The 24,492-nt window shown below is 48.3% G+C and carries 23 protein-coding genes; 13 read left to right on the top strand and 10 right to left on the bottom strand.

Features of this window, described 5'->3' with window-relative positions; genetic code table 11:
- The first annotated feature begins 62 nt into the window (after nucleotides 1-62).
- The 5 genes from S7335_RS03415 (at nucleotide 63) to S7335_RS03395 (ending at nucleotide 3,600) form a co-directional block, all read left to right on the top strand.
- Nucleotides 63-875 (top strand): SDR family oxidoreductase, encoded by an 813-nt coding sequence (locus S7335_RS03415; protein WP_006453378.1) that lies wholly within the window; start codon nucleotides 63-65, stop codon nucleotides 873-875.
- Between the two features lie 205 nt (nucleotides 876-1,080).
- Nucleotides 1,081-1,830 (top strand): GTP cyclohydrolase I FolE, encoded by a 750-nt coding sequence (gene folE / locus S7335_RS03410; protein ID WP_006454469.1) that lies wholly within the window; start codon nucleotides 1,081-1,083, stop codon nucleotides 1,828-1,830.
- Nucleotides 1,831-2,006: 176 nt separating this feature from the next.
- Complete coding sequence (locus S7335_RS03405) at nucleotides 2,007-2,477, top strand: YbjN domain-containing protein (RefSeq protein WP_038015548.1); 471 nt, start codon at nucleotides 2,007-2,009, stop codon at nucleotides 2,475-2,477.
- A gap of 24 nt (nucleotides 2,478-2,501) precedes the next feature.
- Nucleotides 2,502-2,867: a hypothetical protein gene (locus S7335_RS03400; RefSeq protein ID WP_006455412.1), complete on the top strand. Its 366-nt coding sequence runs from the start codon at nucleotides 2,502-2,504 to the stop codon at nucleotides 2,865-2,867.
- Nucleotides 2,815-3,600 (top strand): lipoate--protein ligase family protein, encoded by a 786-nt coding sequence (locus S7335_RS03395; RefSeq protein ID WP_050765760.1) that lies wholly within the window; start codon nucleotides 2,815-2,817, stop codon nucleotides 3,598-3,600. The genes S7335_RS03400 and S7335_RS03395 overlap by 53 nt, the downstream gene beginning before the upstream one ends.
- Before the next feature lie 15 nt (nucleotides 3,601-3,615).
- Here S7335_RS03395 and S7335_RS03390 read toward each other — a convergent pair whose 3' ends face one another.
- On the bottom strand, nucleotides 3,616-4,827 hold the full coding sequence (locus S7335_RS03390; RefSeq protein WP_006453879.1) for a site-2 protease family protein: 1,212 nt from the start codon (nucleotides 4,825-4,827) through the stop codon (nucleotides 3,616-3,618).
- Between the two features lie 289 nt (nucleotides 4,828-5,116).
- Between S7335_RS03390 and S7335_RS03385 the strand changes: the two genes are divergently transcribed.
- Nucleotides 5,117-5,776: a phosphoribosylanthranilate isomerase gene (locus S7335_RS03385; RefSeq protein WP_038015546.1), complete on the top strand. Its 660-nt coding sequence runs from the start codon at nucleotides 5,117-5,119 to the stop codon at nucleotides 5,774-5,776.
- 38 nt (nucleotides 5,777-5,814) lie between these two features.
- Here the strand turns inward: S7335_RS03385 and S7335_RS03380 are convergent, their stop codons facing one another.
- Both S7335_RS03380 and S7335_RS03375 read right to left on the bottom strand, forming a co-directional pair.
- Complete coding sequence (locus S7335_RS03380; protein ID WP_006455471.1) at nucleotides 5,815-6,888, bottom strand: class I SAM-dependent methyltransferase; 1,074 nt, start codon at nucleotides 6,886-6,888, stop codon at nucleotides 5,815-5,817.
- Between the two features lie 322 nt (nucleotides 6,889-7,210).
- Nucleotides 7,211-9,394: a glutamine synthetase III gene (locus S7335_RS03375; RefSeq protein WP_006454961.1), complete on the bottom strand. Its 2,184-nt coding sequence runs from the start codon at nucleotides 9,392-9,394 to the stop codon at nucleotides 7,211-7,213.
- A 676-nt stretch (nucleotides 9,395-10,070) separates the two neighbouring features.
- On the opposite strand from S7335_RS03375, the gene apcB reads away from it, so the two are divergent.
- Together apcB and S7335_RS03365 are read left to right on the top strand one after the other, a co-directional pair.
- Nucleotides 10,071-10,580, top strand: coding sequence for an allophycocyanin subunit beta (apcB, locus tag S7335_RS03370; protein ID WP_006453534.1), 510 nt, complete (start codon nucleotides 10,071-10,073; stop codon nucleotides 10,578-10,580).
- A gap of 201 nt (nucleotides 10,581-10,781) precedes the next feature.
- Entirely contained in the window at nucleotides 10,782-12,080 is a 1,299-nt protein-coding gene (locus tag S7335_RS03365) for an FGGY-family carbohydrate kinase (RefSeq protein WP_006455846.1), read from the top strand.
- A gap of 6 nt (nucleotides 12,081-12,086) precedes the next feature.
- On the opposite strand, the gene petG is transcribed toward S7335_RS03365, so the two are convergent.
- The gene (gene petG, locus S7335_RS03360; RefSeq protein WP_006457225.1) at nucleotides 12,087-12,200 is read right to left on the bottom strand and encodes a cytochrome b6-f complex subunit V; all 114 of its coding nucleotides are present in this window, start codon (nucleotides 12,198-12,200) and stop codon (nucleotides 12,087-12,089) included.
- Nucleotides 12,201-12,549: 349 nt separating this feature from the next.
- Here petG and S7335_RS03355 point away from each other — a divergent pair, with 349 nt between their 5' ends.
- On the top strand, nucleotides 12,550-12,987 hold the full coding sequence (locus S7335_RS03355) for a cytochrome c (protein WP_227499939.1): 438 nt from the start codon (nucleotides 12,550-12,552) through the stop codon (nucleotides 12,985-12,987).
- On the opposite strand, the gene S7335_RS03350 is transcribed toward S7335_RS03355, so the two are convergent.
- A complete protein-coding gene (locus S7335_RS03350; protein WP_006455212.1) occupies nucleotides 12,982-14,328 on the bottom strand; it encodes a hypothetical protein in 1,347 nt (448 codons plus the stop codon). The two genes, S7335_RS03355 and S7335_RS03350, sit on opposite strands and share 6 nt — an antisense overlap.
- Before the next feature lie 65 nt (nucleotides 14,329-14,393).
- A complete protein-coding gene (locus tag S7335_RS03345; protein WP_006454432.1) occupies nucleotides 14,394-15,269 on the bottom strand; it encodes a M28 family peptidase in 876 nt (291 codons plus the stop codon).
- Nucleotides 15,270-15,335: 66 nt separating this feature from the next.
- Between S7335_RS03345 and S7335_RS03340 the strand changes: the two genes are divergently transcribed.
- Nucleotides 15,336-16,265: an ion channel gene (locus S7335_RS03340; protein WP_006456813.1), complete on the top strand. Its 930-nt coding sequence runs from the start codon at nucleotides 15,336-15,338 to the stop codon at nucleotides 16,263-16,265.
- On the opposite strand, the gene S7335_RS03335 is transcribed toward S7335_RS03340, so the two are convergent.
- From S7335_RS03335 to S7335_RS03325, 3 genes are all read right to left on the bottom strand, one after another.
- Nucleotides 16,262-17,458 (bottom strand): DUF4336 domain-containing protein, encoded by a 1,197-nt coding sequence (locus S7335_RS03335; RefSeq protein WP_006453813.1) that lies wholly within the window; start codon nucleotides 17,456-17,458, stop codon nucleotides 16,262-16,264. The genes S7335_RS03340 and S7335_RS03335 overlap by 4 nt on opposite strands.
- A gap of 3 nt (nucleotides 17,459-17,461) precedes the next feature.
- Nucleotides 17,462-18,097 carry a DUF3386 domain-containing protein gene (locus S7335_RS03330; protein WP_006454700.1) on the bottom strand — a complete coding sequence of 212 codons (636 nt, stop codon included), beginning with the start codon at nucleotides 18,095-18,097 and terminating at the stop codon, nucleotides 17,462-17,464.
- 82 nt (nucleotides 18,098-18,179) lie between these two features.
- On the bottom strand, nucleotides 18,180-18,359 hold the full coding sequence (locus S7335_RS03325) for a hypothetical protein (protein WP_038016926.1): 180 nt from the start codon (nucleotides 18,357-18,359) through the stop codon (nucleotides 18,180-18,182).
- A 353-nt stretch (nucleotides 18,360-18,712) separates the two neighbouring features.
- Between S7335_RS03325 and S7335_RS27220 the strand changes: the two genes are divergently transcribed.
- The gene (locus S7335_RS27220) at nucleotides 18,713-19,174 is read left to right on the top strand and encodes a DUF2945 domain-containing protein (RefSeq protein WP_006456670.1); all 462 of its coding nucleotides are present in this window, start codon (nucleotides 18,713-18,715) and stop codon (nucleotides 19,172-19,174) included.
- Between the two features lie 225 nt (nucleotides 19,175-19,399).
- Here S7335_RS27220 and msrA read toward each other — a convergent pair whose 3' ends face one another.
- Nucleotides 19,400-20,137, bottom strand: a complete 738-nt coding sequence (gene msrA / locus S7335_RS03315; protein WP_006456598.1) for a peptide-methionine (S)-S-oxide reductase MsrA — start codon at nucleotides 20,135-20,137, stop codon at nucleotides 19,400-19,402.
- A gap of 977 nt (nucleotides 20,138-21,114) precedes the next feature.
- On the opposite strand from msrA, the gene S7335_RS03310 reads away from it, so the two are divergent.
- Nucleotides 21,115-23,034, top strand: a complete 1,920-nt coding sequence (locus S7335_RS03310; RefSeq protein ID WP_006454258.1) for an N-acetylmuramoyl-L-alanine amidase — start codon at nucleotides 21,115-21,117, stop codon at nucleotides 23,032-23,034.
- Between the two features lie 263 nt (nucleotides 23,035-23,297).
- Nucleotides 23,298-24,479, top strand: coding sequence for a TRC40/GET3/ArsA family transport-energizing ATPase (locus tag S7335_RS03305; RefSeq protein ID WP_038015543.1), 1,182 nt, complete (start codon nucleotides 23,298-23,300; stop codon nucleotides 24,477-24,479).
- Nucleotides 24,480-24,492: the final 13 nt, after the last annotated feature.

Raw genomic sequence — 24,492 nt, 5'->3', positions numbered from 1 at the left:
CTTTCATTCTCCATTCGTGGCAAATAACAGTTAGCATTTATTAGCACCGATATTAATCTTTCTTGAGTTTTGAAGCTGATTGCGAAGAGGGCGATCAGCTAGCTTTGCCGCCTATGTTAGCCAATCTAGGAGCCTCGCTATTAGCTCCATCACTAGATAGATCCGTAGGTAGCGCGTTGATTACCGGCGCTAGCTCTGGAATAGGAGAAGCAACGGCAAGGGCGTTTGCTCAAGCTGGGTTTGATCTGCTACTGATGGCCCGCTCGCAGGATAAGCTCTCTGTCTTAGCTGAAGAGCTAGCTGTCTTTGGAGTGAACACTCAAGGGGTAGTGATTGACCTAGCCGACTGTAATAGAGTGAAGGCACTAGTGGAAAAGGCGATCGCGCATTTCGGCCCAGTGGATATTCTCGTAAATAGCGCAGGTATGGGGTATACCGCGCCTATAGGTGATATGCCCTTAGCTGATTGGCAGCGAGTAATGTCGCTCAATGTGACAAGCGTTTTCCAAATGGTTCAGGCAGTCTTACCAGGAATGCGGGCTCAATCTAGAGGATTGATCATCAACATTGCCTCGATTGCAGCGCAGCAAGCTTTCCCGAACTGGGGTGCGTATGGTGTAAGTAAGGCGGCGTTGGTGCAATTGTCGAACGCAATTGCGGCTGAAGAGTCTGCTAACGGAATTCGAGTCGTTACCTTATCACCTGGAGCGGTCAATACACCTATTTGGGATACCGATACTGTTCAAGCCAACTTTGACAGGTCTGCTATGCTCACGCCAGAAACAGTTGCCCAAACCATCTTGCATACGGCGCTTCTACCTTCTAGTGCGGTCATTTCTCATCTGACGATAACGCCTAGCGTCGGTGCATTGTAGCTGTGCGTTGTAGCTATTGACTTGAGCTGTTGGATGTAGCTATTTACTGGTTCACATTACTGGTCCACACTCTTGCTTTCATCTCCAGACTAGCTTCATAGTCACACTTTATACTCAACTGTTTATACTCGGCTGTCCAGTTTCACAGCCTGCTTTTTCAGCTTCACTCTCTGCTTTCACTTTGGGTTTTAAGAGGACCTTTTCTATGACTATATCTGACGGGATTCCCGGTATCGATGGCCGCGACTTTAGCGAGAGCGTGCTGAGTAATCGCTCTACTAATGGCGACAAACTCTCCAGCCATCAGGTACGTCCCGATCGTCAGACCAAGCATGGCAAGGTGATTCCTCGTCGCCCTTCTAAAATAAGCCCCAATGAAGACAATGGCCCGATGATGGACGCTGTTCGTACTATGCTGCTCTCCGTTGGGGAAGATCCTGAGCGTGAAGGTTTGCTCAAAACGCCACATCGCGTGGCCGAAGCTATGCGCTTTTTAACCCAAGGCTATTCACAATCACTAGAGACCATTGTCAATGATGCCATCTTCGATGAAGGCCATAACGAAATGGTGCTCGTTCGTGATATCAACTTCTTCAGCCTGTGCGAGCATCATATGCTGCCTTTTATGGGACGAGCCCATGTTGCGTATATTCCTAATCAGCGTGTGGTCGGCTTGAGTAAGCTTGCTCGTATTGTTGAGATGTATGCCCGTCGGCTGCAGGTGCAAGAGCGCCTGAATCGTCAGATTGCTGAGGCTGTACAAGAAGTCCTAGATCCTCTAGGTGTAGCCGTTGTGATGGAAGCAAGTCATATGTGTATGGCCATGCGCGGGGTTCAAAAGCCAGGGTCCTGGACGGTGACTAGCGCTATGGTCGGTGTATTTGACGAAGACGCAAAAACCCGTGAAGAGTTTTTGAGCCTGATTCGCCATCAGCCTGGATTCGCTAATTATTAAAGCGACTAAACTTAGAGCTACCAAACTCAGCTATCGAATCTATCTGCCGAAGTTCGCCACTTTTGACTAGTACAGCTCACCATCTAGCGTAGTTCACTACATGGGAAGAGATAACTTTCCTTTTCGGAAGACCAACGATAGAGTTGTGATAGTTGTTTGTATTTGAAATTATCGACATGACTACAACGCCTGCTATTGAGACGCTTGCAGCCCTTCCAGATAATTCTGAAGAAGAGGCGACTTCTCCTTTAGATGTGATTGAGACAGTCATTTCCAGTCTGGAGCAGGAAGGTACGGCAATGGTGAACCATTCCGATGACGGACACCTATGGAAGTTTAAATACGGCTCAGTGGATGTGTTCGTTCAGCTTTCGGGTGAAACCGATGAAGATACGCTGACGGTCTGGTCGCCTGTACACAAGCTACCGGTTCAAAACGAGGCAGATATGATGCGTAAGCTACTCGAGATGAACTGTGGCAATACGTTTGAAGCCTGTTTCGGTCTGTTAGAAGACAGTGTTGTTGTGTTTTCAGCGCGGACTCTAATGGATATAAATCCTAGCGAAATTTCTCGATTGATGACGATCGTGGCTTCTATCGCAGATGAAAACGATGAAGAGCTGCTGAAGAATTATCCGGCGGCGTAGTCTTCTCTCCATGAAGCTGTAGGTATGAGCTTTGCTTTTTCTCTCTCAATTATTCTGATAGTTGTTGCGGCTGGGATTTCGCTCACAAAGTTAGTTTTTCTGCTTTGGCTGCTCATTCGGACCAAGCGACTCGCCGTATTGGCCTACATGATCTACTTAGTTTCAATAGCAGCGCTAGGTAATTTTGGGGGAGAGGCGATCGCTAGCGTCTTCTCTCCGACTGTGCAACCAGATGCGTGGCAAGTCAGTATGCTTGCTCTCAATATGTTGAACGCATTAGTGGAAACGACTCTTTTCGTTTGGCTTTTGTGGCCGTTGTTCCAGCGAACCAATAGAAATGGCTCACGATACCTGGCGAATGATACCGCTGATGAACAGGGCGGGCGCTGAGCACATGGCGATCGATAGCTGGCTGCTAGATCAACATGTGAAAGGGTTGCAGCCATCGTGCTTACGGTTCTATACATGGCGATCGCCTACAATTTCGCTAGGCTATCATCAGCATCAGTTTCCAGACCATTGGAAGCATCTGAGATACAAGGGTCAGCCTGTAGAACTAGTCCGCAGACCAACAGGTGGCAGAGCCGTTCTACATCAAGGAGAGCTAACTTATGCGCTGGTAACTTCTCGCTGCAAAGGTTCGCGGAAAGAAACGTATCGACAACTGTGTCAGTTTCTGATCGAAGGCTGGCGGGAATTAGGCGTAGAGCTTAGCTTTGGCAATGCTAAGCGAGGCTATATTAACAATCCAAACTGCTTTGGCACAGCTACTTCTGCCGATCTAGTCATGAACGATGGTTACAAGCTAGTTGGTAGCGCCCAAGTCTATCGCGAGGGCTGCGTATTACAACACGGCTCTATGCGACTACGGCCAGATATCAAGCTGTACAGAGATGTCTTTGGAGAGGAACTCGGGAGCCCAACTCTATCAGAAGCCTATCAGAAGCGAAATAGCCCAGATGATCTAGAACGAGTTTCAAAGACTTTGGCCGAGGCGGCTAGAGCGTGCTTTGATATTGATTTTGATACTCAAGCGCTTACTTCCGCCGAGACAGAAAGCGCTATAACAACCCACTTACTAACGTATGAGCAGCAGTCGCATCAAAACTCAAAGGCGTTATGACCAAAGTATGTTTTCCTATGCCTGCTCGATAGACTGAACAATCGCACCTAGCTGTAGGCCTGCCGGGTAGACACCTTCTTGTTTGATTTTCTCGATCATAGGCTCTGCAATCGGAAGTTTAAGTTGCCTGGCAACAGCGCGGACAATATCACCTCGATCCAAAGTCCCTGCTACGGCATCAGCGGGGGTAAGAACGGTAAGACGCGAAATTTGCTTTTCTTCTAAAAGTCTAATTGCTTCGGTTAAGGGAGTATTTTCTCTGACATGAGGAATTTCTAGCAAGGGACGGGCGATACTGTGCAGGTTGCGATATTCCCACTCACTGCGTTCTACCTGTCGTAAGTCTTCGATAGTGACCATGCCTCGATAGCGGCCGTCAGAGGAGGCAAAGTAAACAGGTGCTGATTCCTTGTCTTCGAGGAGGTATTCGTCGGCAAACTGACGTAACGACATGTTCGCATCCAGTACACGAAAGTCGCGCACGGCCGCATCACCTGTTTGCAGCTTGGCAAGCCCTTCTTGCAACGTGTTCATCCGGTTATAGGCGGCTGCATTTCGCAAGATGAAAAGACCAATCAGCACGGGCCAAAGCGCCGCAAATAGACTACCCGTAGAGAAGAACGCGATCGCACCCAACAACAGTCCAGTCCAGCCCACTACCTGACCGGACTTGGCAGCCCACTTCACACCTGTAGTTCGGCTGTTCGTCACTTTCCAAACAGCAGCCTTAAAGATCTGTCCGCCATCTAGGGGTAGCCCTGGTAACAGGTTGAACAAAGCGAGTATCAAGTTGATCTGTGCGACTTCTTTGACTAGCCCGTTAGCAACAGGCGGTAGACTACCCGTATTTCCTAAAAGTGTCAGCAACACAAATAGGGCAATGCTAACAGCAGGTCCAGCAGCAGCTACTTTGAACGCACCACCAGGCGTTTTGGATTCGCGCTCAATCGAGGCCACTCCACCAAACAGAAACAGCTTGATCGAATTAACCGTAATTCCCTGTGACTGAGCTACCAAACTATGGCCTAACTCGTGTAGCAAGACTGAGCCGAAGAGCAGCATTGCATAGATAAAGCCAACCGCCCACGCACCACTTGTCCCCAGTAGCTCGACTCGACTAGGATCGCTACCTTGCGAGAAGGTAATAAAAAGGACAATGAAGAACCAGGAGTTGTCAATGAATAGCGGGATGTTGAAAAGAGAGCCTACTCGCCAGCCTGTTTGCATAATGAAGTGTTTTCCTGCGTGTTGGTCGCCCGGTATCAGTATAAAAGGTCTATAGAGCCTGTTTTATGTGTATCTATTGTACTGAACATGAAGAGGGGCCTGTGCCTGATGCGGTTGGGATAACCGTCTATCGGCTAGAATCTACTGTCGTAGCTATTAATCGAGGCCTACTGATTAAGCCTCTACCCGATCATAATCAAACTCTCATGATCAAGCTCTAGGGTCCATCGTCTGGTTTGGAAAGTTGGTTTGGCAAGTTGAATCGTCCAAAAACCCAAAAAGGAATGCAGTGTTAAAAGTGAAGATCTGTGGGATTACTCAGGTAGAACAAGCCGAGGCGATCGCCAATCTGGGTGCGTCCGCACTTGGCTACATCTGTGTGGGGCAATCACCCCGTTATATTCCACCTGAAAGCATTGCTCCGATTATCGCGACTGTTTCTAGAGCCGCTCCGCAAGTTGAGCACTTCGGTGTATTCGCTAACGCCTCCCTGTCAGAGATTCTTCGCGTCACGAGAACGGCAGGTATAAGCGTGATTCAGCTCCACGGTGGTGAGTCGCCAGCGACTTGTCAGCGACTGCGCGATGCCCTAATCCATGCTGAGCTACCGGATATAAAACTGGTCAAAGCCATTCGAGTTCGTACCTCTGAAGATCTAGAAATGGCACTTAGCTACGAAGCCTACATCGATATTCTGCTACTAGATGCTTACCATCCTGTTCAGCTAGGTGGCACGGGTAAAATTTTGGACTGGCGATCGCTTCAGTCTTTTTCACCCAATCGACCTTGGTTTTTAGCGGGCGGTCTCAACCCAGATAATATTCTTAGCGCGCTTGGCCAGCTGTCTCCTGACGGAATCGACCTCTCTAGTGGGGTAGAGAGGTCACCAGGGGATAAGGACCTATCCAAGGTTCGTCGATTGTTTGACCAGCTAAGACGCCACAGCTAGCTAGACTTGTCTTAGCCGGAACGTTTTCTATACAGCCTCTATACGGTTGGCTTAAGCGCTACCCAGTACTTACTCATAAAGTGGTTAGCTGTGGTCACGTCTGTGAAGCCAGCTGACTCTAAGCGGGCAACTAGATCATCCCCAATGTAATGACGATAGTAGGGCTCGTGGAACATAGCCGGGAAGTTTTCCATCAGCGGTTCGAACTCAGGTACGTCAATCTTCTGAATAGAGTCGCAGATTACAAAAACGCCACCAGGCTTAGTCACCCGGAATGCTTCGTTGATGACGTTTTGACGCGCTTCAGCCGGCAGCTCGTGGAAGAGGAATGTGCTAGTTGTCGCTTCGAAGAACTCGTCGACGAAGGGCAGTGCTTCGGCATTGGCCTGAATCAGCTGCGCTGGAACCTTACTCTTGATATCAGATAGGTTCTCGTTGGCTTTGCGTATATAGGCGGGTGAAAGGTCAACGCCATACAGGGCAGCCTGAGGAATCGCTTGGTTGATCCAGATCAGACTATTGCCCGTACCGCAGGCAATATCTAGAATCTTAACTGACTGCGGCGTATCACCGATGGGCGTCTCCATTTGGGCTAAATGCTGCTTTAGCGGTGCTAGGATGCGCCGCCGCATTGGTGCCGCGGTACCGTTGAAGAGCACTTCAACTTGCAGATCGTACATCCGCGCGGAGCTATCACTGAAGTAGCCGTCCGTTTGATGGTGAAAATTCTGGACGTAGTAGCTAGGATAGCCACTAGTGTCGATGCCATCATCAAATTCTTGATGACGTTTGTTGCTGGCCCTATCCCAAATTTTAGGTAGGTCTAGCCACATCTCTGGGTAGTAGCGAAAAAAGTCGTCCCAGCGGTTTTCAAAGAGCGCTTGCTTTGGATAAATGCCATCTTCCGCGTCTTGCCAGTCTGCTTCTAAAAGAGCATCAATTTTGCCTTGCATCAGTAGAAGCAGCTGAGGGTTGGGTGGGTTAGGCTCCTCTCGCTGAGTGCCGGAAAGAACATTAAGTAGCTGAGTACTAAGGGCTTTGTGAGCAACACCGAAGTACTTTTTGCCTTCCTGGAAGGTTTGATAGGCGGCCTTGGTAAGTGTATCTGGCATGGTTGCGTTGGCTAAGACTTGTTTTTGCGTAGGAAATTGCCTCTATTGTAAAAGAATGTTACGGAACATGTGTGCTTCCATAGCGTGAAAGTGGAAAAAATGAATTCTGAGCAACAGAAATTGGCTTAGATAAGAGATTCGAGGCATGAAAGAAAAAGGAATATGAGAAAAGCCATCTCGTTAGGAGATGGCTTCTGTGATTTGCCTCAGTGGTTTAATAAATCAGTAGTTTGATAGACCGAAGCGTTTAGTATGAGGCGCTTCGCTGGTTAGCTAAGACACCTCGTAGCAACGGAGCCAAAAACTCCACAAAACTGGGGCTCTATTTGATGAAGAGCATTTCTTCATAAGTAGGCAACGGCCATAGATCGTCGGCAATTTCACCTTCTAAAGTATCAGCCGCTTCACGGATGGAATTCATCATGTCGCGAATAGTGCCTGCGCAGTAATCCATGTGCTCTTCGGTTGACCCAAAGTCGTGCTTGGCGATCGCACTATCTAGCTCGTTAGCTCCATCTAGCAGCGATTTAGCCAGACCGGCTACTTTTTCAACCGGTGTTTTGTCAACACTAACTCCAATATCACTGAGATTAGCTACTGTGCCAGCCGCTTCACCCAAATGACGCATCACTGCTGGATAGATCAGCGTCTTCGCTATGTCTACGACTAGTTTTGCTTCTACTTCAATAGAAAGAATGTATTGCTCAGCATATACTTCAAATCGGCTTTCTAGCTCAGTTGGAGAGAGTACGCCTGTTGTCTTGAACAGCTCTACGACGCTGGATTCTTTCAGGTAGGGAAGTGCATCGGCTGTCGTTGGGATATTTAGAAGACCTCGCTGCTCGACGGCCTCCTTATGCCACTCATCAGAGTAGCCATTGCCTCCAAAGACAGCTACGCCATGCTTGTCCATGATGTCTTTAAGAATTGCCTGAACTGCATTGCCAGTTTCCTCAGGGCTAGAACCACTACCGACTTTTGCCTCTAGCTGATCGGCAATCCAACTAAGAGAATCTGCCATCATTGTGTTCAATGCAATTAGTGGCCCTGATACAGATTGGCTAGATCCAACTGCACGGAATTCAAACCGGTTTCCGGTAAAGGCAAAGGGAGAAGTTCGATTGCGATCGCCTGCATCTTTTGACAGAGGCGGCAGCACATCCACCCCTAGATGCATCACCCCTTTGTGGCTAGATCCAACCAGCTTACCTTCCTTGATCTGATTGAAGATATCTTCTAACTGGCTACCTAGGTAGACAGACATAATCGCTGGCGGCGCTTCGTTAGCCCCTAGACGATGGTCATTACTAGCTGTTGCAATCACGGCTCTCATCAAAGGACCAAAGAGATGAACACCACGGATAACAGCGCCGCAGAATGCTAGGAACTGTAGATTCTCTTCAGGTGTATCACCAGGATCTAGCAAATTGCCCTGAGTAGAATTACCAATCGACCAGTTGACGTGCTTCCCAGAACCATTAATTCCAGCGAAAGGCTTCTCATGGAGTAGGCACATAAAACCATGATCTACCGCGGCATCACGTAGCGTAGTCATGATCTGCTGCTGATGATCGCTAGCGACGTTGGCCGATTCAAAGACTGGCGCAATTTCAAACTGACCAGGTGCTACCTCGTTATGGCTAGTCTTAGCTGGAATGCCGAGTTTGTACAGTCGGGTTTCGATATCGTGCATGTATGCCTGCACGCGTGGCGGAATTGCACCAAAGTAATGGTCATCAAACTGCTGACCTTTCGCAGGCGCTTTGCCAAACAAGGTGCGACCTGCGAGGAGTAGATCAGGCCGCGCATTAGCAAAGTTAGCATCTACTAAAAAGTACTCTTGCTCCGCTCCGCAGCTCGAATTCACGGGCGCAACATCAGTGTTGCCCAATAGCTTGAGTACTCGATTTGCTGCCTTATCAACGACAGCAATTGAGCGTAGTAAGGGCGTCTTCTTATCGAGCGCTTCGCCTGTCCAGGAAACAAAGACTGTGGGAATGCAAAGCGTTGCGCCCATCTCGTTTTCGAGGATATAAGCCGGACTAGTTACGTCCCAACCGGTATAGCCTCGCGCTTCGAAGGTGTCACGAATGCCGCCATTGGGAAAAGAGGACCCATCAGGCTCACCTTGAATAAGTAATTTGCCAGAAAACTCTGAAATCACACCACCGTCACTTTGAGGAGAGATAAAGCCGTCGTGTTTCTCTGCTGTTCCTCCTGTCAAGGGATAAAAGACATGGGCATAGTACATAGCGCCTTTTGAGATCGCCCAATCACGCATTGCCCCAGCAACGGTATCCGCGACAGAAGGATCGAGTTTTTTCCCAGTTTTGATGGTCTCCTTCAGCGACTTGAAGACATCTTTAGGTAGGGTTGCCTGCATTTTGCTTAGGCTAAAGACATTCGAAGCCCAGATATCTTCTAACTTTTTGGGGGCTTTAGCCTCAATCGGCTCTCTGTTAGTGATCTCGTAAATTGCCTGCGTGCGCGACTCGTTTCCAGTCATATCGTCTTTCCTAAGTTTTTCCAGACTTGCCTATTTAGATGGAGGCGTAAAATTGTAAAAAGGCCATCTAGACCGATCCTATGAAGAGCTATTGATAGATTTTGTATCCACCTATACGGAATATCCAAACTATACGGAATATCCAATAAGTTTCGCTGAACTTGCTGTTCGCCTTCTTCCAACCTAAATTGTCTTTTCCAAAGTGCTACCTAGAAGTTTGATTCAGGCAAAGACATCACTTGAGTCAAGCGTTACTAAGTAGGTCGAATTGTAAACTTTTCCTTCGATAACACTCATCTAAGGCAGCTGTTCAGTGAGCCTAATTAGCTCTCGTGGTAGACTAAAAAGCGAATGCAAAGAGGCTGAATCTACTGATATTCCTAACTTTGCGAGTGATAGCCTAATAGGCATGACTTAGAACTCAGAACTTATGGTTTGATCAGGCTGTAGCTAAAAGCAGCCTAGAACATTCAAAGACGGAATATCTAGAGCAGCAGACTTTTTAAGAAGCTTTATGGTCAAGCAGCTTTGTAATTAAGCAGCTTTGTAGAAAAAGCTTTACAAACATGCCATTACATCTAAAGTAATGCATCTTAGTAAACCGAGTCAGGCAAACCAAGTTAAGTAACTTTTTAGAGGCGTTTATTCAGTAGTCGCCAAACGTTGGGAGATTTTCATGCGAGATACGGTCACCAGTTTAATCAGCAACTACGACACCACCGGTCGCTACCTAGATCGTGATGCTATCGATTCTTTGCAGTCGTATTTCATTACAGGTGCTAACCGAGTAAAGGTAGCAGCTATGATTAGCGCAAACGCGGCTGAAATTTCTAGAGAAGCCGGAAAGAAGCTTTTTGAGGTTGTGCCCGAGCTTATTCGGCCTGGCGGTAACGCTTATACCACCCGTCGCTATGCGGCTTGCTTACGCGATATGGACTATTACCTGCGCTATAGCAGCTACGCGTTGGTGGCCGGCAACAACGATGTGCTGATGGAGCGAGTGCTGCAAGGTCTGCGTGAAACCTACAACTCTTTGGGTGTGCCGATCGCGCCTACAGTGCAGGGCATCCAGATAATGAAAGAGATGGTTAAAGAGCGAGCCTCGGATATGGGCGTCGACGACACTTCCTTTATCGATCAGCCATTTGACTTTATCTCTAGAGAAGTCAGCGAGATTAGTGTTTAGGCTTTTCTGGCATTTTGTTATTTGGATTTGCTCTTGAGGTCCGTGCTTTTCGGAGCTGCATTTTTTGAGTCTGTTCTAATCAAGCTTGTTTTGATTATTCGGACATTGTTTCGATTAACTGATTAATTTAGGAGAAAGCCGCACTGATACAGAGCGGCTTTTTTTGGTTTTGGTGAGCTGCGACTATTGAGCTGCGACGATATGTATGCGTTGGGAATTGATTTTGGCACCTCTGGAGCTAGAGCGGTTGTTTTAGACGGTAGTAGCCGCAGCCCTAGTGACTCGATTGTGGCTCAGGCTAGCTATCGGTTTTCGAACGTGACGGAGGCCGCTTCTTCAATAGTGTGGAAGCAGGTGTTGTGGCAGCTGATTGAGGCGATCGCCCCCCAGGTGCGTACTCAAATCTATCGCATTGCTATCAATGCTACTTCTGGCACGATGCTGCTGTGCGATCAAACAGGGCAGCCTTTGACCCAGGCGCTGATGTATAACGACGCGATCGCTCGGCCTATTCTCCCCGAACTATCTGCCGTTGCGCCGGCTGATAGTCCTACGCTTAGTGCTACCTCCACCCTAGCCAAGGCTATGTGGCTATATCATAGCGAGCAGTATGCTGGGTATTTTGCCTCGCGCCTAGACCATATTCACATTGCGCATCAGGCGGATTGGATAGCTGCTTGCCTTCACGGCCAGGCGCCTATCAGCGACTATCACAATGCGCTAAAGCTAGGCTATGACGTGAGGGCACTGGCTTATCCCGACTGGCTTGTGAACTTACCAATTGCTAATTGGCTCCCCGAAGTTTTGGAGCCAGGAAAAGCGATCGCCCCTATTCGCTCGGATCTTGCTACTCAGTATGATCTGCCGCCTAGCTGCCAGGTCTGTGCAGGGACAACGGATAGCATTGCTGCCTTTCTTGCTAGCGGTGCTAGATACCCCGGCGAGGCAGTCACCTCATTAGGGTCGACTCTCGTTCTCAAGCTGTTGAGCCAGGTGGATATCTCTAGTCAGTCATATGGAATCTATAGCCACCGACTGGGCAATCTGTGGCTCGTAGGTGGCGCTTCTAATACCGGTGGGTCCGTTCTAAGACAGTACTTTTCATCTGAGCAGATTGCTGAACTCAGTACTCAAATTGATTTATCTAAACCCTGTGAGCTGGCTTACTATCCGCTGATTGAGCCCGGCGAGCGTTTCCCTATTAATGATCCAGACTATCCCCCTCAGCTAACGCCTAGGCCCAATCGAGATATCGACTTCCTATATGAGATGTTGGATGCGATCGCCCGTATAGAATCTGAAGGCTATCAAAAGTTGCAAGCTTTAGGAGCGCCCAAGATCAAGCGGGTTTATACAGCCGGTGGTGGTGCCCAGAACCAAACCTGGCGAGATATTAGACAGCAAAAGTTAGGCGTTAGCGTTGTTGAAGCTTTGCAAACAGAAGCTGCCTATGGAACCGCAAATCTAGCGCTGAAGGGGCTGATAGATTTTTGTGTATAGCAAGCGTTAACCGCCAAGCTGATCGCCTCGACGATACTGCATGTAGGCAGCCACAAATAGACCGATTAGCGTAGCCGGAATAAGACCTAAAACGATGCCTGAAAGTAGAGGCTCTACCACAATAATTCTCCTAATTCTGCGTACAAATTTCGACTAGCTAGTCTCGATTACGATTGATTTGATTAATCGGACTTATCTAATCTTAATGTCTAGTCTTCATCTAAACACATAAGACTAAATACATAAGACCGCTAGGAAAAGTATACTGGCTCTTCGCCAGATCAACTGCAGTCACCCCGCCAGAATCAGTATCCTACTCACTGTTTGGCTGAATTCTGGAGTACTTGAAACCGACTATGGAAAACTGTCTATGGATAAATAGCCGCGCTCCCTACCGTATCAGGGTTGTCTTATTCTCTCAAAGAATCTTAATATACGGGTAACGGTTTATTGCGAGATGCTGAGGGTAGTGACAAAAGTTTTTCAGAAACGAACAGTGCCGAACCAAGCCGTCGACAGTCCGATCCAAAGCGAAAAAGATTTGGCGCAATCGGCCAAGAACTCAGCGCCTAGAGTGGTCACTGTGATCGTGGGGCTCATCTTCATGCTTGGCGTTGCTATGGGAGGAATATATGCACTAACGCCTAGTGATCCCTATGTACAAGATGTTCTGCAGCTACCAGGGAATGCTAGCAGAGGGCATGATATTTTTCAGCTCAACTGTGCGACCTGTCACGGGCTAGACGCTGATGGCGAGGTCGGCCCAGATCTTCACGATGTCTCTGAGCGTCGCTCTCGATCGGCTTTGATCACTCAGGTCATTAGTGGTCAAACGCCGCCCATGCCACAATTTCAGCCGAACGAAAGAGATATGGCTGACCTGCTAGCTTTCTTAGAAACGCTATAGCGCTTGCCAACTACCGGCCTCGCACTCCAAGATTCGATCTAGTGTCGCTATTTGCGCCGCGCTTTGGTTAGCTCGAACGAATACTTCGGCGCCGACGTTGATAAGATCCATCCGTAATCTTATGCGATAGGCTTCGTCTACGGTTTCTGGCTCAAGCGGCGCAGCTCTACTAGCGTTATCTGTGTAAGAAAGTGCTAGATCAAATCCAATTAAACCGCTGAGTTCTGTAATGACGTACTGCTGTTCTGGGCGAGCGATCGCCCTCACCTCGTCTATTGGATCATTCAAAATTTCATCGATGTCTGATTTTGAGACTTGGCGCTGTAGCCACGCTTCGACTGTCGAGATTGGCCAGTCAGTTGTCTCTTCATCTACTTTGGCAAAGGCATGCGCTTCTGCGTAGGAGATCTTTTCGTCTAGGTTGTAGTCGGCAGAGCTAACCAAATTGCCAACGCGATCGCGCCCTGTTAATCCTGCAAAAAAGCTAGAGCTATAGTCTTTGTAGTCTGCCTCATTCACCGCTGGGGTGCAGCCTACTGAAGGCCGAGAGGCCACCGTCGCAAAAAAACCACAGCGAGTCTGCAGTGCAACTGGCTGTGAAGGATCGCCGTCTTCGTAAATCAGATTGGCAAACGCGCCCGAATAGCACTGCGCCATCATCGTCACGAAAGGCTGGTCGGTAGGTAAAGGCGCTAACCAACGGGTAAATTCTTTGACAGAGACAAGATCTTCTTCCCACAAAATCAGAGCATTATCATCTTCGTTGTCTGTGTTGTATGCGCCGTGGCCTGTGAAGTAGAAGAAAGCCGGACAAGGCTTTTCAGCTTCGCTCAACGCTCTAAACCAGCTATAGGTATTCTCAAGCGTAGCGCTGCCATCTAGCTCAGGAATCTCAGCTGATTTGAACTGTTCGTCGCCGTTGTCATCTAGATAGCGAATGGTCTCTTCCCCATCATTACCGCTAGCAAAAAAAAGACTGGCTTTGTCTACTGAGAAGCCAAGCTCGCGCAAAGACCGCTGGAAATACAAAACGTTCTTTTCTAAAGCTATCTCGTTGTAGCTAGGCGCTCCGCCACCAGCTACGACGGCAAAATGCATATCGACTTCCGTTGGCAGCTCAATATCTGTTAACTCAATATCTTTAAAAATGTCTTGTGTATATTGCTCGCTCGAACTAGATGGGTCACTCCACACTTCTCTCGCCAACTCCCTAGCATCCGAAGCCATGACCTGCTCAATCGCTTGCCCAATGGGCTGACAAGCCGATATCCCCATTGCAAAGATGCCCAAGCCCAAAGCTGACAATAGTTTTTGAAGTACAGGTTGCAAAATGCCTTTCATAGTCTTTGCCCTTCGCCTATTCGCTACCTGTAGTTGACTGTTATCGACTTTGGATCTATTCAACTTTAGCCTGCTTGTAGATAGGTCGCTAAGCCTTGGGTGATCTTTGCCATCATCTCTACGTCTAATGTTTCGAGCTGGTCTGAAGCCTGATGATAGTGTGGATTGCGTAGATGAGCAGTATCTGTCACCATCACAGCCGGATAGCCAGCATCCCAAAAAGGCGCATGATCGCTTCTACGAGTGTCTGGGATTTGCCTACCTTGGTTAACTACAGGTAGCCACTCGCACGGGGCACCTGATTGGAGCAGATGTCGTTTAAGTGATCGCATCTTGAAGATAGTCTTGATATTGCCGATAAGGGCAATGAAGCTGCCAGTATCTGGATAAATCCGACTCATTACCTCTAGCGGATATCGCTGTGACCCAGGTTGATTAGAAAAATAGCCCAGCATCTCTAGCGACAGCATCAAGTAAATCGGTCGGTTATGGGTTTGCCATTGCCGGGCGCAGGTAGTGCTACCCACTAACCCGTATTCTTCTAAATCAAAAGCGACAAAATGTACGGAACGCCGAGGTTGAGATCTGGCCAGAAGCTCTGCTAAAACCAGCAGCACCGCAACACCGCTAGTGTTATCGTCGGCGCCGCGAGAGCCTAGAACCGTATCATAGTGGGCTCCGACTAAAAAGGGACTGTACTGAGGGCAGGTGCCTGGAATAGAGACCTGCCAATTAACGTGATGACCGCTTAAGTTTGGCGTTAGAAGATTGAGTCGCTGGCTAGAAACATTGCCGTACCGCGCTAGTTCAGTTCGGATGTAGTGCTGTGCTAGCCGATGGGTTCCTGCCCCTAGATAGGGATCGCGTGGCCCTGACAACGCCTCTAAATGGTTAGTGATCTTTTTGACTAGATCTAGGTGCTGACACTGCTGGGTTTCCATAGAATTGTCTAGTCTGATCCACAAAACAGTGGACGATAAGTATTTAGGTTATCCAGATATAGACAGATGAGAATAGATATCCCGTGGCCACGACGGTTGCCTAAAGTGCGAATCCACATTCAAAACGGACGCTTTCGTGTCTTGGGACTCGGTGGCTGGTACTCTTACTGGCGCGATCCTTACTATCTAATGTTGACGATTCCTTGGCCGGGCTTTGCATTGATTACTGTCGGTGTGTATGTGATCGCCAATGCAGTTGCGGCCCTGCTGTTTTTGTTAGGCGGTGAAGGTGCCATTGTGAACGCTCGACCTGGCTCATTTATCGATGCCTTTTTCTTTAGTGTGCAGACCTCTGCCTCGATTGGCTATGGTGTGATGTCTCCTGGCAATACCTATGCCCACGTACTGGTCACGCTAGAAGCTGTTGTGTCATTAGTGGGTATCGCTGTTCTCACAGGGTTAGCCTATGCGCGCTTCTCTAGGCCGACTGCGATGGTGATGTTCAGTAAAGTAGCAGTAATTAGCAATTTTGCGGGAGCGCCGACACTGATGTTTAGAGCGGCAAACGAGCGCCGTAATCAAATCTTAGAGGCTCAGATGCGGCTGTATCTAGCTATGGATGAGAACTTTGAAGGGCGAATGATGCGGCGGTTCTATGAGCTAGAGCTACATCGCGATCGCAATCCCAGCTTCTTTTTGACCTGGACTGCTCTACACAGCGTCGATACCCATAGTCCGCTCTTTGGCCTCGATCAACCTGCTCTATTTGAGAAAAACATTGCCTTGATAGTCTCTTTGAGTGGAATCGATCAGACCGTCGCTCAAGCGATCCATACTCGCCATACCTACTACGCCACAGACTTGCTATGGAACTACGAGTTTAAAGACATCATTCACGCTGCTCCTCATAACAACGAAGATCCTGATGCTACCATTCGCTATATCGACTTTTCAGACTTTCATGAGGTTGAGAAGGCACCCAAGCATAAGGATTAGCGCCTCGGTGGTGGAATGACGTTCCCTTGTAGTCGACGGTCAATCTGGCCCAGTGTCTCTAGATCGACCATCGGTACGTCATGCTCAAACCCAGACCAGCTGTGCGGGTTGGGTCGCTCTAGGAAATTGAAAGCCCGTCGAAACTCATTAGGTCCCGCTTCAACCGGCGCGCTGAAGTGGCAGGGAATTACCTGTTCAAAGTTCCACTGCGCAATCCTATCAGCCCAGTTAAGGACTGCCTTAGCATCTCTATTGAAAATCAGCGTCTGCAAAATCGGTGCTACTATCAGCCTGCCCTCTTGGCGCAGCTGCTCGAACGATCGATGCCAATCGATCTGCCAATCGAATGGATAGAGCCCAAAATAGTTCTTGCTTGATTTATTCGGCGATTGACTGGCCTCTTTCAAGACACGGCCCGTTTTAGGTACGTTTAGACAGTCGGGCTGAAAGTAGAAAGAAAATAGAGAAATCCGCGCCCAGCCCTTTCGTCTATTCTCAGGAGTATCTATTAGCGCTTCAGTCGCACTATCCCGGGCGTGAAACAGTAGTGGAAAGGGATCTTGATTCAAGACTGCTGGCGGTTCAATTGGAATAGAAAGGATCGTATCGACAGCTAGCAGTGACTGAGTAGCCCGGTGAAAAACAGCGACTTCTGTGTAAGGCTTGACGCTCAGATCAATCGGACCAACGATGGCATAGTCAAACTCATCGTAGAAAGGCACTTGGCTTGGATCGTCTGGCAGAATATGAGTCCGCTTAGAGGGAAAGCCTAGCCAGCTTAGCGGCAAGTCTAGCGGAAAGCTCCATTGGTTAGGTGCGACATACACCTGCGATCGCTTAAAAACTTGAGCAAATGGTCCAGCGAAGTACTTGTGCTCCACCCCAGTCACGGTCGGCAAAATTACGTACTTTACTTCGCCGTGCTCAGTTTCTAGCTCGCGGACTAGCCGAACGCACTCACCTGTCGGCGCCACCGGCGAAAAGACCATCAGCCCGCCGGCTGCTAACTTAATCACCGTCATCCGAATCGGCACAACGACATAAAAGATCCCTTGGACTTGATCGAACGTCCACACCTGGTCACGAACAATTTCGCGACGTAGTGTTCGCCGTTTGCCATACGGATAAATTGGAACAACTGGCCATAGCGGCCAGCTACGGTCCACTCGCTTGTCTCGTTTGAAGATGCCCATGCGTTAGGAAAGCAATTCGATATTAGAAAACGAAATTTCCATATCGGGACCATCTTCCGACACGACAGTACGCTTGGCCAAGATGGTATAGTCGCCAACCTGCGTATACTCATCGGTGAACTTGCTGCGGCCCTGCTTCTGTTCGCCAGTTTGAGGATCGTGATAAATAGAATCGTAGGTACGAGAGAGATAGCCGCTGCCAGTATCGTAAGAGCTTTCTGTGTTGATAGTGACAACAACACCGTGGATATGTCGGTGTACCATCACAAACTCGTTGTCCTTGACCTTGTAGGCATCACCTTCGGACTTTCCACCCACCGCAATCTTGATTGCACCGTTCTCATCTTCACCCTCAATTTTGAAGGTGTTCTCGCCGTGAGTCTTTTCAAAGGGCCGACTAATCCGGTGAATAGCAACCTCCCAAAGCTGATTCTTGATCACCTTTGTAGCGATTTCATCGTCTACGTCAAAAACCTCGGCCGATAGGTCCGAATTGACTTTAGCGCTGCCCGAATAGGTCTGCTGATCGAGCTTTAAGACCACATCGGTGGTGTATCCCGGAAAGTCTTTGTCCCACGTGTAGCGATTTTCGTAAGCAGCTTTGACCAGTTCGCGAGCAGAGACCTGAAGTGCAGTCATGGTTTTTTTGTAGTTGGATTGTTGTCTCAATTATAGGATTTTAGTGCATTCGCTTTTATCCACCTATAGCCCTGACACCGTACTATCCCATTTGTGCGCCTTCAATACTCGCAACATCTACCTTCCAGTGGACAAGATTGCCCCAGCTTTGTTGTCTGATCCAACAAAAGCTGCCAAGGTAACGTTCCAGCACAAAGTCAGGTAGATCAACCGGTTGGCCTTTTAGACGAACAAATTTACCTGGTTGTAGGTGAGTATTCATAATCGTCCCGTTATATTCCGTTAGTAAGAGATAGATGCTTTGAGAGATAGAAATTGACTGCTTTATAAATCCCAAACACATACTAAACTCATTAGTTCTTATGTACTGTAAATCAGCTTACTTTTTAATCCCCCTTTGTTCAGACCTAAGAACCCGTTTGCTCAGACCTAAGAACCCATTTGTTCAGCCTCTATTTTCCTTTTTGCAAAACGAATTATTACTCTATCGATTTGTATATCTTTTATAAGATTTGTAACCTAAAGACCAGAATCCGGATAGAGGTTAGAGCTTAGGTATGCGTTCTAGGTTGGTCACTACAGTAATGACTACACCTACTGAGCAACAGATTACCTATGGCAAGCAAACAAAAATTTCATAAAGGCGATCGCGTTCAGTGGTCTTCGGGTCAAGGAACTTCTACCGGCACTGTTCAAACGAGGATTACAGAGGACCAAGTCGTCGATGGCAACCAAATATCTGCGTCAGCAGACGATCCGCGCTACCTAGTTAAAAACGACAACACCGGTACAGTAACGGGTCATCGCCTAGATGCTTTGTCCAAGCCAGACGACTCGTCGTCGTCTCGGAGTTCATCTTCAAATAGCGTGACTCAGTTTGAGAAAGGCGATCGCGTTCAGTGGAACACCTCACAAGGTAAAACGGTAGGCACTGTTCAAAAAAGGCTGACAGAACCCACTGATATTGCGGGGCATACTGCCAAGGCCTCAAAGGAGGAGCCTCAGTATTTAGTCAAAAGTGAGAGCACCGGCGCTGAAGCGGCTCATAAGCCAGATGCCCTAGAGAAGATCAGCTAAGCACTTTGGAAACCCACCTTAAGCTTGTCTCCTCACTAAGTGCGCCGGCCCTTGTATGGATAACCTGAATAGATCAAGTTAGGTGCTTCATAATCTGCTGCCGGCGTAGCCTTCACCGTAATGATGTATCTAGTGTGTATCTATCAGATCGCTATATCAGCAGCAGAAGAAAGGCCGGTACTAGAAAACCGTATCAGGGACGCTGATATCGAAGATTCAGTGCTGTCAAAGCTTTGAATCGTGAGCGGGAGCGTCATCTCCCCAAACTTCGCTTAGTCGCTGATCACGGCCACAACCGAAGCGATATACCTTGTATCGAACCGGATGGGTTTGGTAATAGTTTTGGTGATAGTCTTCTGCGGGATAGAAGGTCGTCGCTGGCAGAATATCAGTTGCCACTGAAGCGTCAAGCTGTTCGGCTACTTCCTGCTTAGTTGCTTGTGCAACCTCTTGTTGTTCAGCTGTCTCGTAGAAAATAGCAGATCGATACTGGGTGCCTTTGTCACAAAACTGGCCTCTATCGTCTAACGGGTCGATATTATGCCAAAACGTCTCTAGCAGGGCTAGATAGCTTACTTGGTCAGGATGATAGGTCACCTGCATAGCCTCAAGGTGTCCTGTACTGCCACTAGAGACTTGAGTATAAGTTGGGTTTTCAACCTGACCTCCCGTGTACCCAGAGACCGTAGAGGCTACGCCAGGTATATCGTCGAAGGGCTGTTCCATACACCAGAAGCAGCCACCTGCAAAGGTAGCAGTTGCTAGGTCATCCACTTGATCTATGCTTTCGTTAACGGCGACGGCTCCTGGCGAGGCTTCTGTCGCTAGCGTTGAGCGACTGATTGATGAGCAAGAGACAATCGTCAAACCCAAAGCAAAAACACTCAGCCCAATAAACAGTTTCCTTACGATTGCTTCAACAGGTCGTTGAGTGTGTGCGGACTGCTCGTCTTTTGATTTCATTCTTAAGCGACTACTTTTTTCTTCTTTGCAAGCGACCCGGTCGGTTATCAGCTCTCTATTTTTATTAGCAGCAAATCCTAGTAACTCTTGCGCTCTTCTGCCACTAATCTTCTACAGCTTTAGTCCCATTATGACGACGCCTATTGATAGCTACCTATCGACAGATATCTAACAGATGTCTATTAGGTTAATTAGCTTAAGTAAACTGAGCCTTTGAGTCTTCGCTAGATCAATATTATCAGGAATGTCTTGCGTCCGAAGAGATTGAACTGTCAGGGGCCTTTCTGATCGGCATTGAGCAATAGCTTGCTATCTACCAACAAAAGCTGATTCAATGAAGTATGAGACTACTTCAGCACTGATAGTCTTTCTTATGTCTTTATAGTGGCATGGTGATCGCTGCTTGATTGTATATCTCGACCTTGGCGGCCGCTGCTGAAATAACTGGCTTAGCAATAGTTGGCTTACTAGGTTCAAAAAACTGGCCCGATTCGGTTTTTTAAAAAAGTGCGTAGGCAGCAAATATCGATAGTTGATGTAGCCACGCTGATCGTCAGAGCAACGAGCGTCGGGCGGTGAGTGATCTAGGAACTTATTAATCTAGGCACTTATTACCCATAGTCTCTCGCAAAGTCGTGCCTACCCGGCCAAAAGCGGTGTGACAAATCAAAAGTAGTCACATAAATACAACCTGTTGGTTCAGAAAGCCCGCTCAATGGATGCATTACCGACTCTTTTATTGATATAGCTACACTCTTGTCAATAATCGATATAGCTACGTTCTTGTTGATAGAAGCTTCAACCCACCTGCTATAGTTCCTTTTGACTAAGTAACAACATCTATTGAAATCGTAGGTAGGACGTCATCCTTGGGTACCTAATAGGTAGAGACATCTGTAGCCCACCATCTGCTCAGGGATTTATAGCTGATTTCAGCAACTATATTTTCTTCGCCCCATTGCTGAACCGCCGTAGATATGAAATCTATCATTCGTCGCACTACCACACTGACCGCACTGATGGCTACCGTCTTGGGGGCAAGCGCGATCACCTCTACTCGTGCGATCGCGCAAGATTTCGGAGAGCAGCCGATTGCTGTTGGCCAGGCCGTAGCTATTGCCGAACCAGTTTCGAATGGTCGATTCTATCGTTTGTTGATTCTTGAACAGCTTAGCGATAGCCGGGCTTGCTATGCAGAAAAATCAGGTAGTCCGACGGTGATTGAGCCGCTCCTGCTGAACTTTACTTTTAGCGGTATCTGCGGTCGGAGTTCTGATAGCAATAGCTATTCTGTTCGAATTGGCAATGAAGATCTCAGCTTGCAATACCGTCTGCAGATTATTCGTCGGGGTAATAGTCTAGTTTTGATGGCGCTTCCAGGTGCTTTGCCCGGTCGCGGTGGAGATCTACCTGCTTTGGAGATTGGTCGTAGTGACGGCGTTGCCAATGATTTTGTCAAGATCGAGCTAGCCTCTGGCTGGAAGCTTACTAGTCGAACGCTCAACGGTCAAGACCAAGATCATATCTATCTATCGAATGCTCAAGATCTGGGTACTGTCGTTGCTCAAGCGCGTACAAGTAATCCGTCACCGCCATTTATATCTACTTCACCCGCACCTGCTACGCCTTCTCCACCAGGTCCACCGATTCTGAGTAACAGCTCTTTGGGGGAAAACGGACCCTCTGCGTCTGAGAACGGTTCTAAGGCAGGCCCTCCGATTTTGAGCGGTGAGTCTTTACCGGCGCCAAGTGAGAACATACTTGCTGCTGCTCCAAGGGGTTCTAATACTTACTATCAGGTGATTGTCCCCAGTTCTTCGGCGTTGGTCAGGTTGCGAGTACGCCAGGTTGCTAATGACGCCTTTACGACAACTGTAAATGGCAACCGGGTTATCCAAGCAGGTGTGTTCCAAGAAAGGTCTAGAGCTGATCAACTAGTCGCTGAGCTTTCAAGTAAGGGGTTGGCCAGTCGGATCGTTGAAGGGCGCCGGGGGGCATCAGCGACGCCAAGTTCAGCGAGGTCAAGTTCAGCGAGGTCAAGTTCACCGACGCCAAGTTCTTCCTCTAGCTCTGCTAGGTTCTATCAGGTAGTTGTGCTCGAGCGGAATTCAAATACGCGTGCTCGCGTTAATGCAGTGGAGCCAGGTGCATTTCGTACTCAAATTGGGGGACGGCGAGTAATTCAGGCAGGACGTTTTAGAGATCGCAACCGCGCTGAGCAGCTGCAGCGCCGTCTATCTGCTGCCCGGCTTTCCGCCCGCATTATTGAAGGGTCTGCGCCAGTGGCTAGTTCACCGCAACCGGCCACCCGTCCTTCTACCAACACGCCTTCTGCCAACATTCCGCGCGCTAGACAAGGTCAACTCACCGTAGTGATCGATCCTGGCCATGGCGGTCGTGATCCGGGGGCAGTTGGCATTGGTGGCCTCCGAGAGAAAGATATCAACATTGCAGTGGCTAGGCGCATGCAAGTTTCCTTACAGGAAAAAGGCATCAATGTTGTAATGACTCGTTCTGATGATAGAGAAATCGATCTTCAGCCCCGGGTCAATCTCGCTGAACGCACCAATGCCGACATCTTTGTCAGTATTCACTCTAATGCGATTAGTCTTAGTCGCCCTGAAGTCAATGGCCTAGAAACCTACTACTATTCTTCTGGTCTACGTCTAGCGCAGACGATTCATAACAGCGTTTTGCAGCGCACTAACTTACGTGATCGCGGTGTGCGGCGAGCTCGTTTCTATGTCTTGGTCAATACTTCCATGCCAGCGGTTTTAGTTGAGACTGGCTTTGTTACGGGCCGTGAAGATGCTGCTCGTTTTAGAGATCCTCAAGCCGTTAACGAGATTGCTGATGGTATTACAGCCGGTGTTTTGCAGTATCTAAATGTTCGCTAGCACCTGCTGACGAATAATTCCTCATGTGTCTAGAAGCTGTTGCAATTTTCCTTGTCAGAACGTTCTTGGTCAAAGAAGCTTCGAAATAGTTTGAGCTAGACTCCTGGTTAACCGAAGGTTGATATTTTTTCACCTTCTAACGCTGCTTCATCTATAGCGATTTGCCCTTAGCGCTGAAGCAGTTCATTCAATGCTGGCTATAGCTATACAAAAGTCGTTAGAGTAAAGGAACGTTAACTTTCTTAATTACAGGCCAGTTTGCTATGCGCGTACTTTTGATGACCGGGAAAGGTGGCGTGGGTAAGACCTCCGTCGCCGCAGCAACTGGACTGCGCTGTGCGGAAGTTGGCCACAAAACCTTAGTGCTAAGCACCGATCCGGCTCACTCTTTGGCTGATAGCTTTGATACTGAGCTCAGTCACGACCCTAAAGAAATTCAGCCTAATCTCTGGGGCGCAGAGCTCGATGCGCTCAGAGAGCTAGAGGGCAACTGGGGCGCTGTCAAACGCTACATCACCCAGGTATTGCAAGCTAGAGGACTAGAAGGCATCGAAGCCGAAGAGCTTGCTATCTTGCCTGGTATGGACGAGATTTTTAGCCTAGTCCGGATGAAACGTCATTATGACGAGAAGGAATTTGACGTCCTAATTATTGACTCTGCGCCAACAGGAACGGCACTTCGTTTACTGAGCTTGCCTGAAGTTGCGGGCTGGTATATGCGAAGGCTCTATAAGCCTTTCCAAGCCGTTTCTACTGCTTTGCGTCCTCTTGTAGAACCCTTGTTCCGTCCGGTTGCTGGGTTCTCTTTACCGACCAAAGAAGTGATGGATGCGCCCTATGAGTTCTATGAGCAGTTAGAAGCCTTGGAGAAGATTTTGGCCGATCCGACAATTACCTCTGTGCGGCTAGTCACCAACCCAGAAAAGATGGTGATTAAAGAATCGCTAAGAGCCCATGCCTACCTAAGTCTGTATAACGTGGGCACAGATATGGTGGTGGCAAATCGCATCATTCCAGAGACTGTTAGCGATCCATTTTTCCAACGGTGGAAGGATCAGCAAGCGAAGTATAAAAGTCAGATCCACGACAACTTTCATCCACTGCCTGTGAAAGAAGTGCCGCTCTATTCCGAAGAGATGTGCGGTATGGAAGCGCTGAATCGATTGAAAGAAACGCTCTATGGCGATGAAGATCCAGCCCAAGTCTATTACAAGGAAACCACCCTAAGAGTTGTCCAAGAAGAGAGCAACTACAGCCTAGAAGTCTATCTTCCTGGGATTCCAAAAGATCAGGTAGAGCTGAGCAAAACCGCTGACGAACTCAATATTCGAATTGGCAATCACCGACGTAATTTGGTTTTACCTCAGGCTTTGGCTGCGCTCAATCCGTCCGGTGCCAAAATGGAAGACGACTATCTTAAAATTCGCTTTACTGCTGGCGTTTAGCTAGCGAAGGGGA

This window comes from Synechococcus sp. PCC 7335 (assembly GCF_000155595.1).
Classification (GTDB): Bacteria; Cyanobacteriota; Cyanobacteriia; order Phormidesmidales; family Phormidesmidaceae; genus Phormidesmis.
The sequence above is the reverse complement of the archived record's forward strand: the minus strand, read 5'-3'. Positions and strand labels throughout refer to the sequence as shown.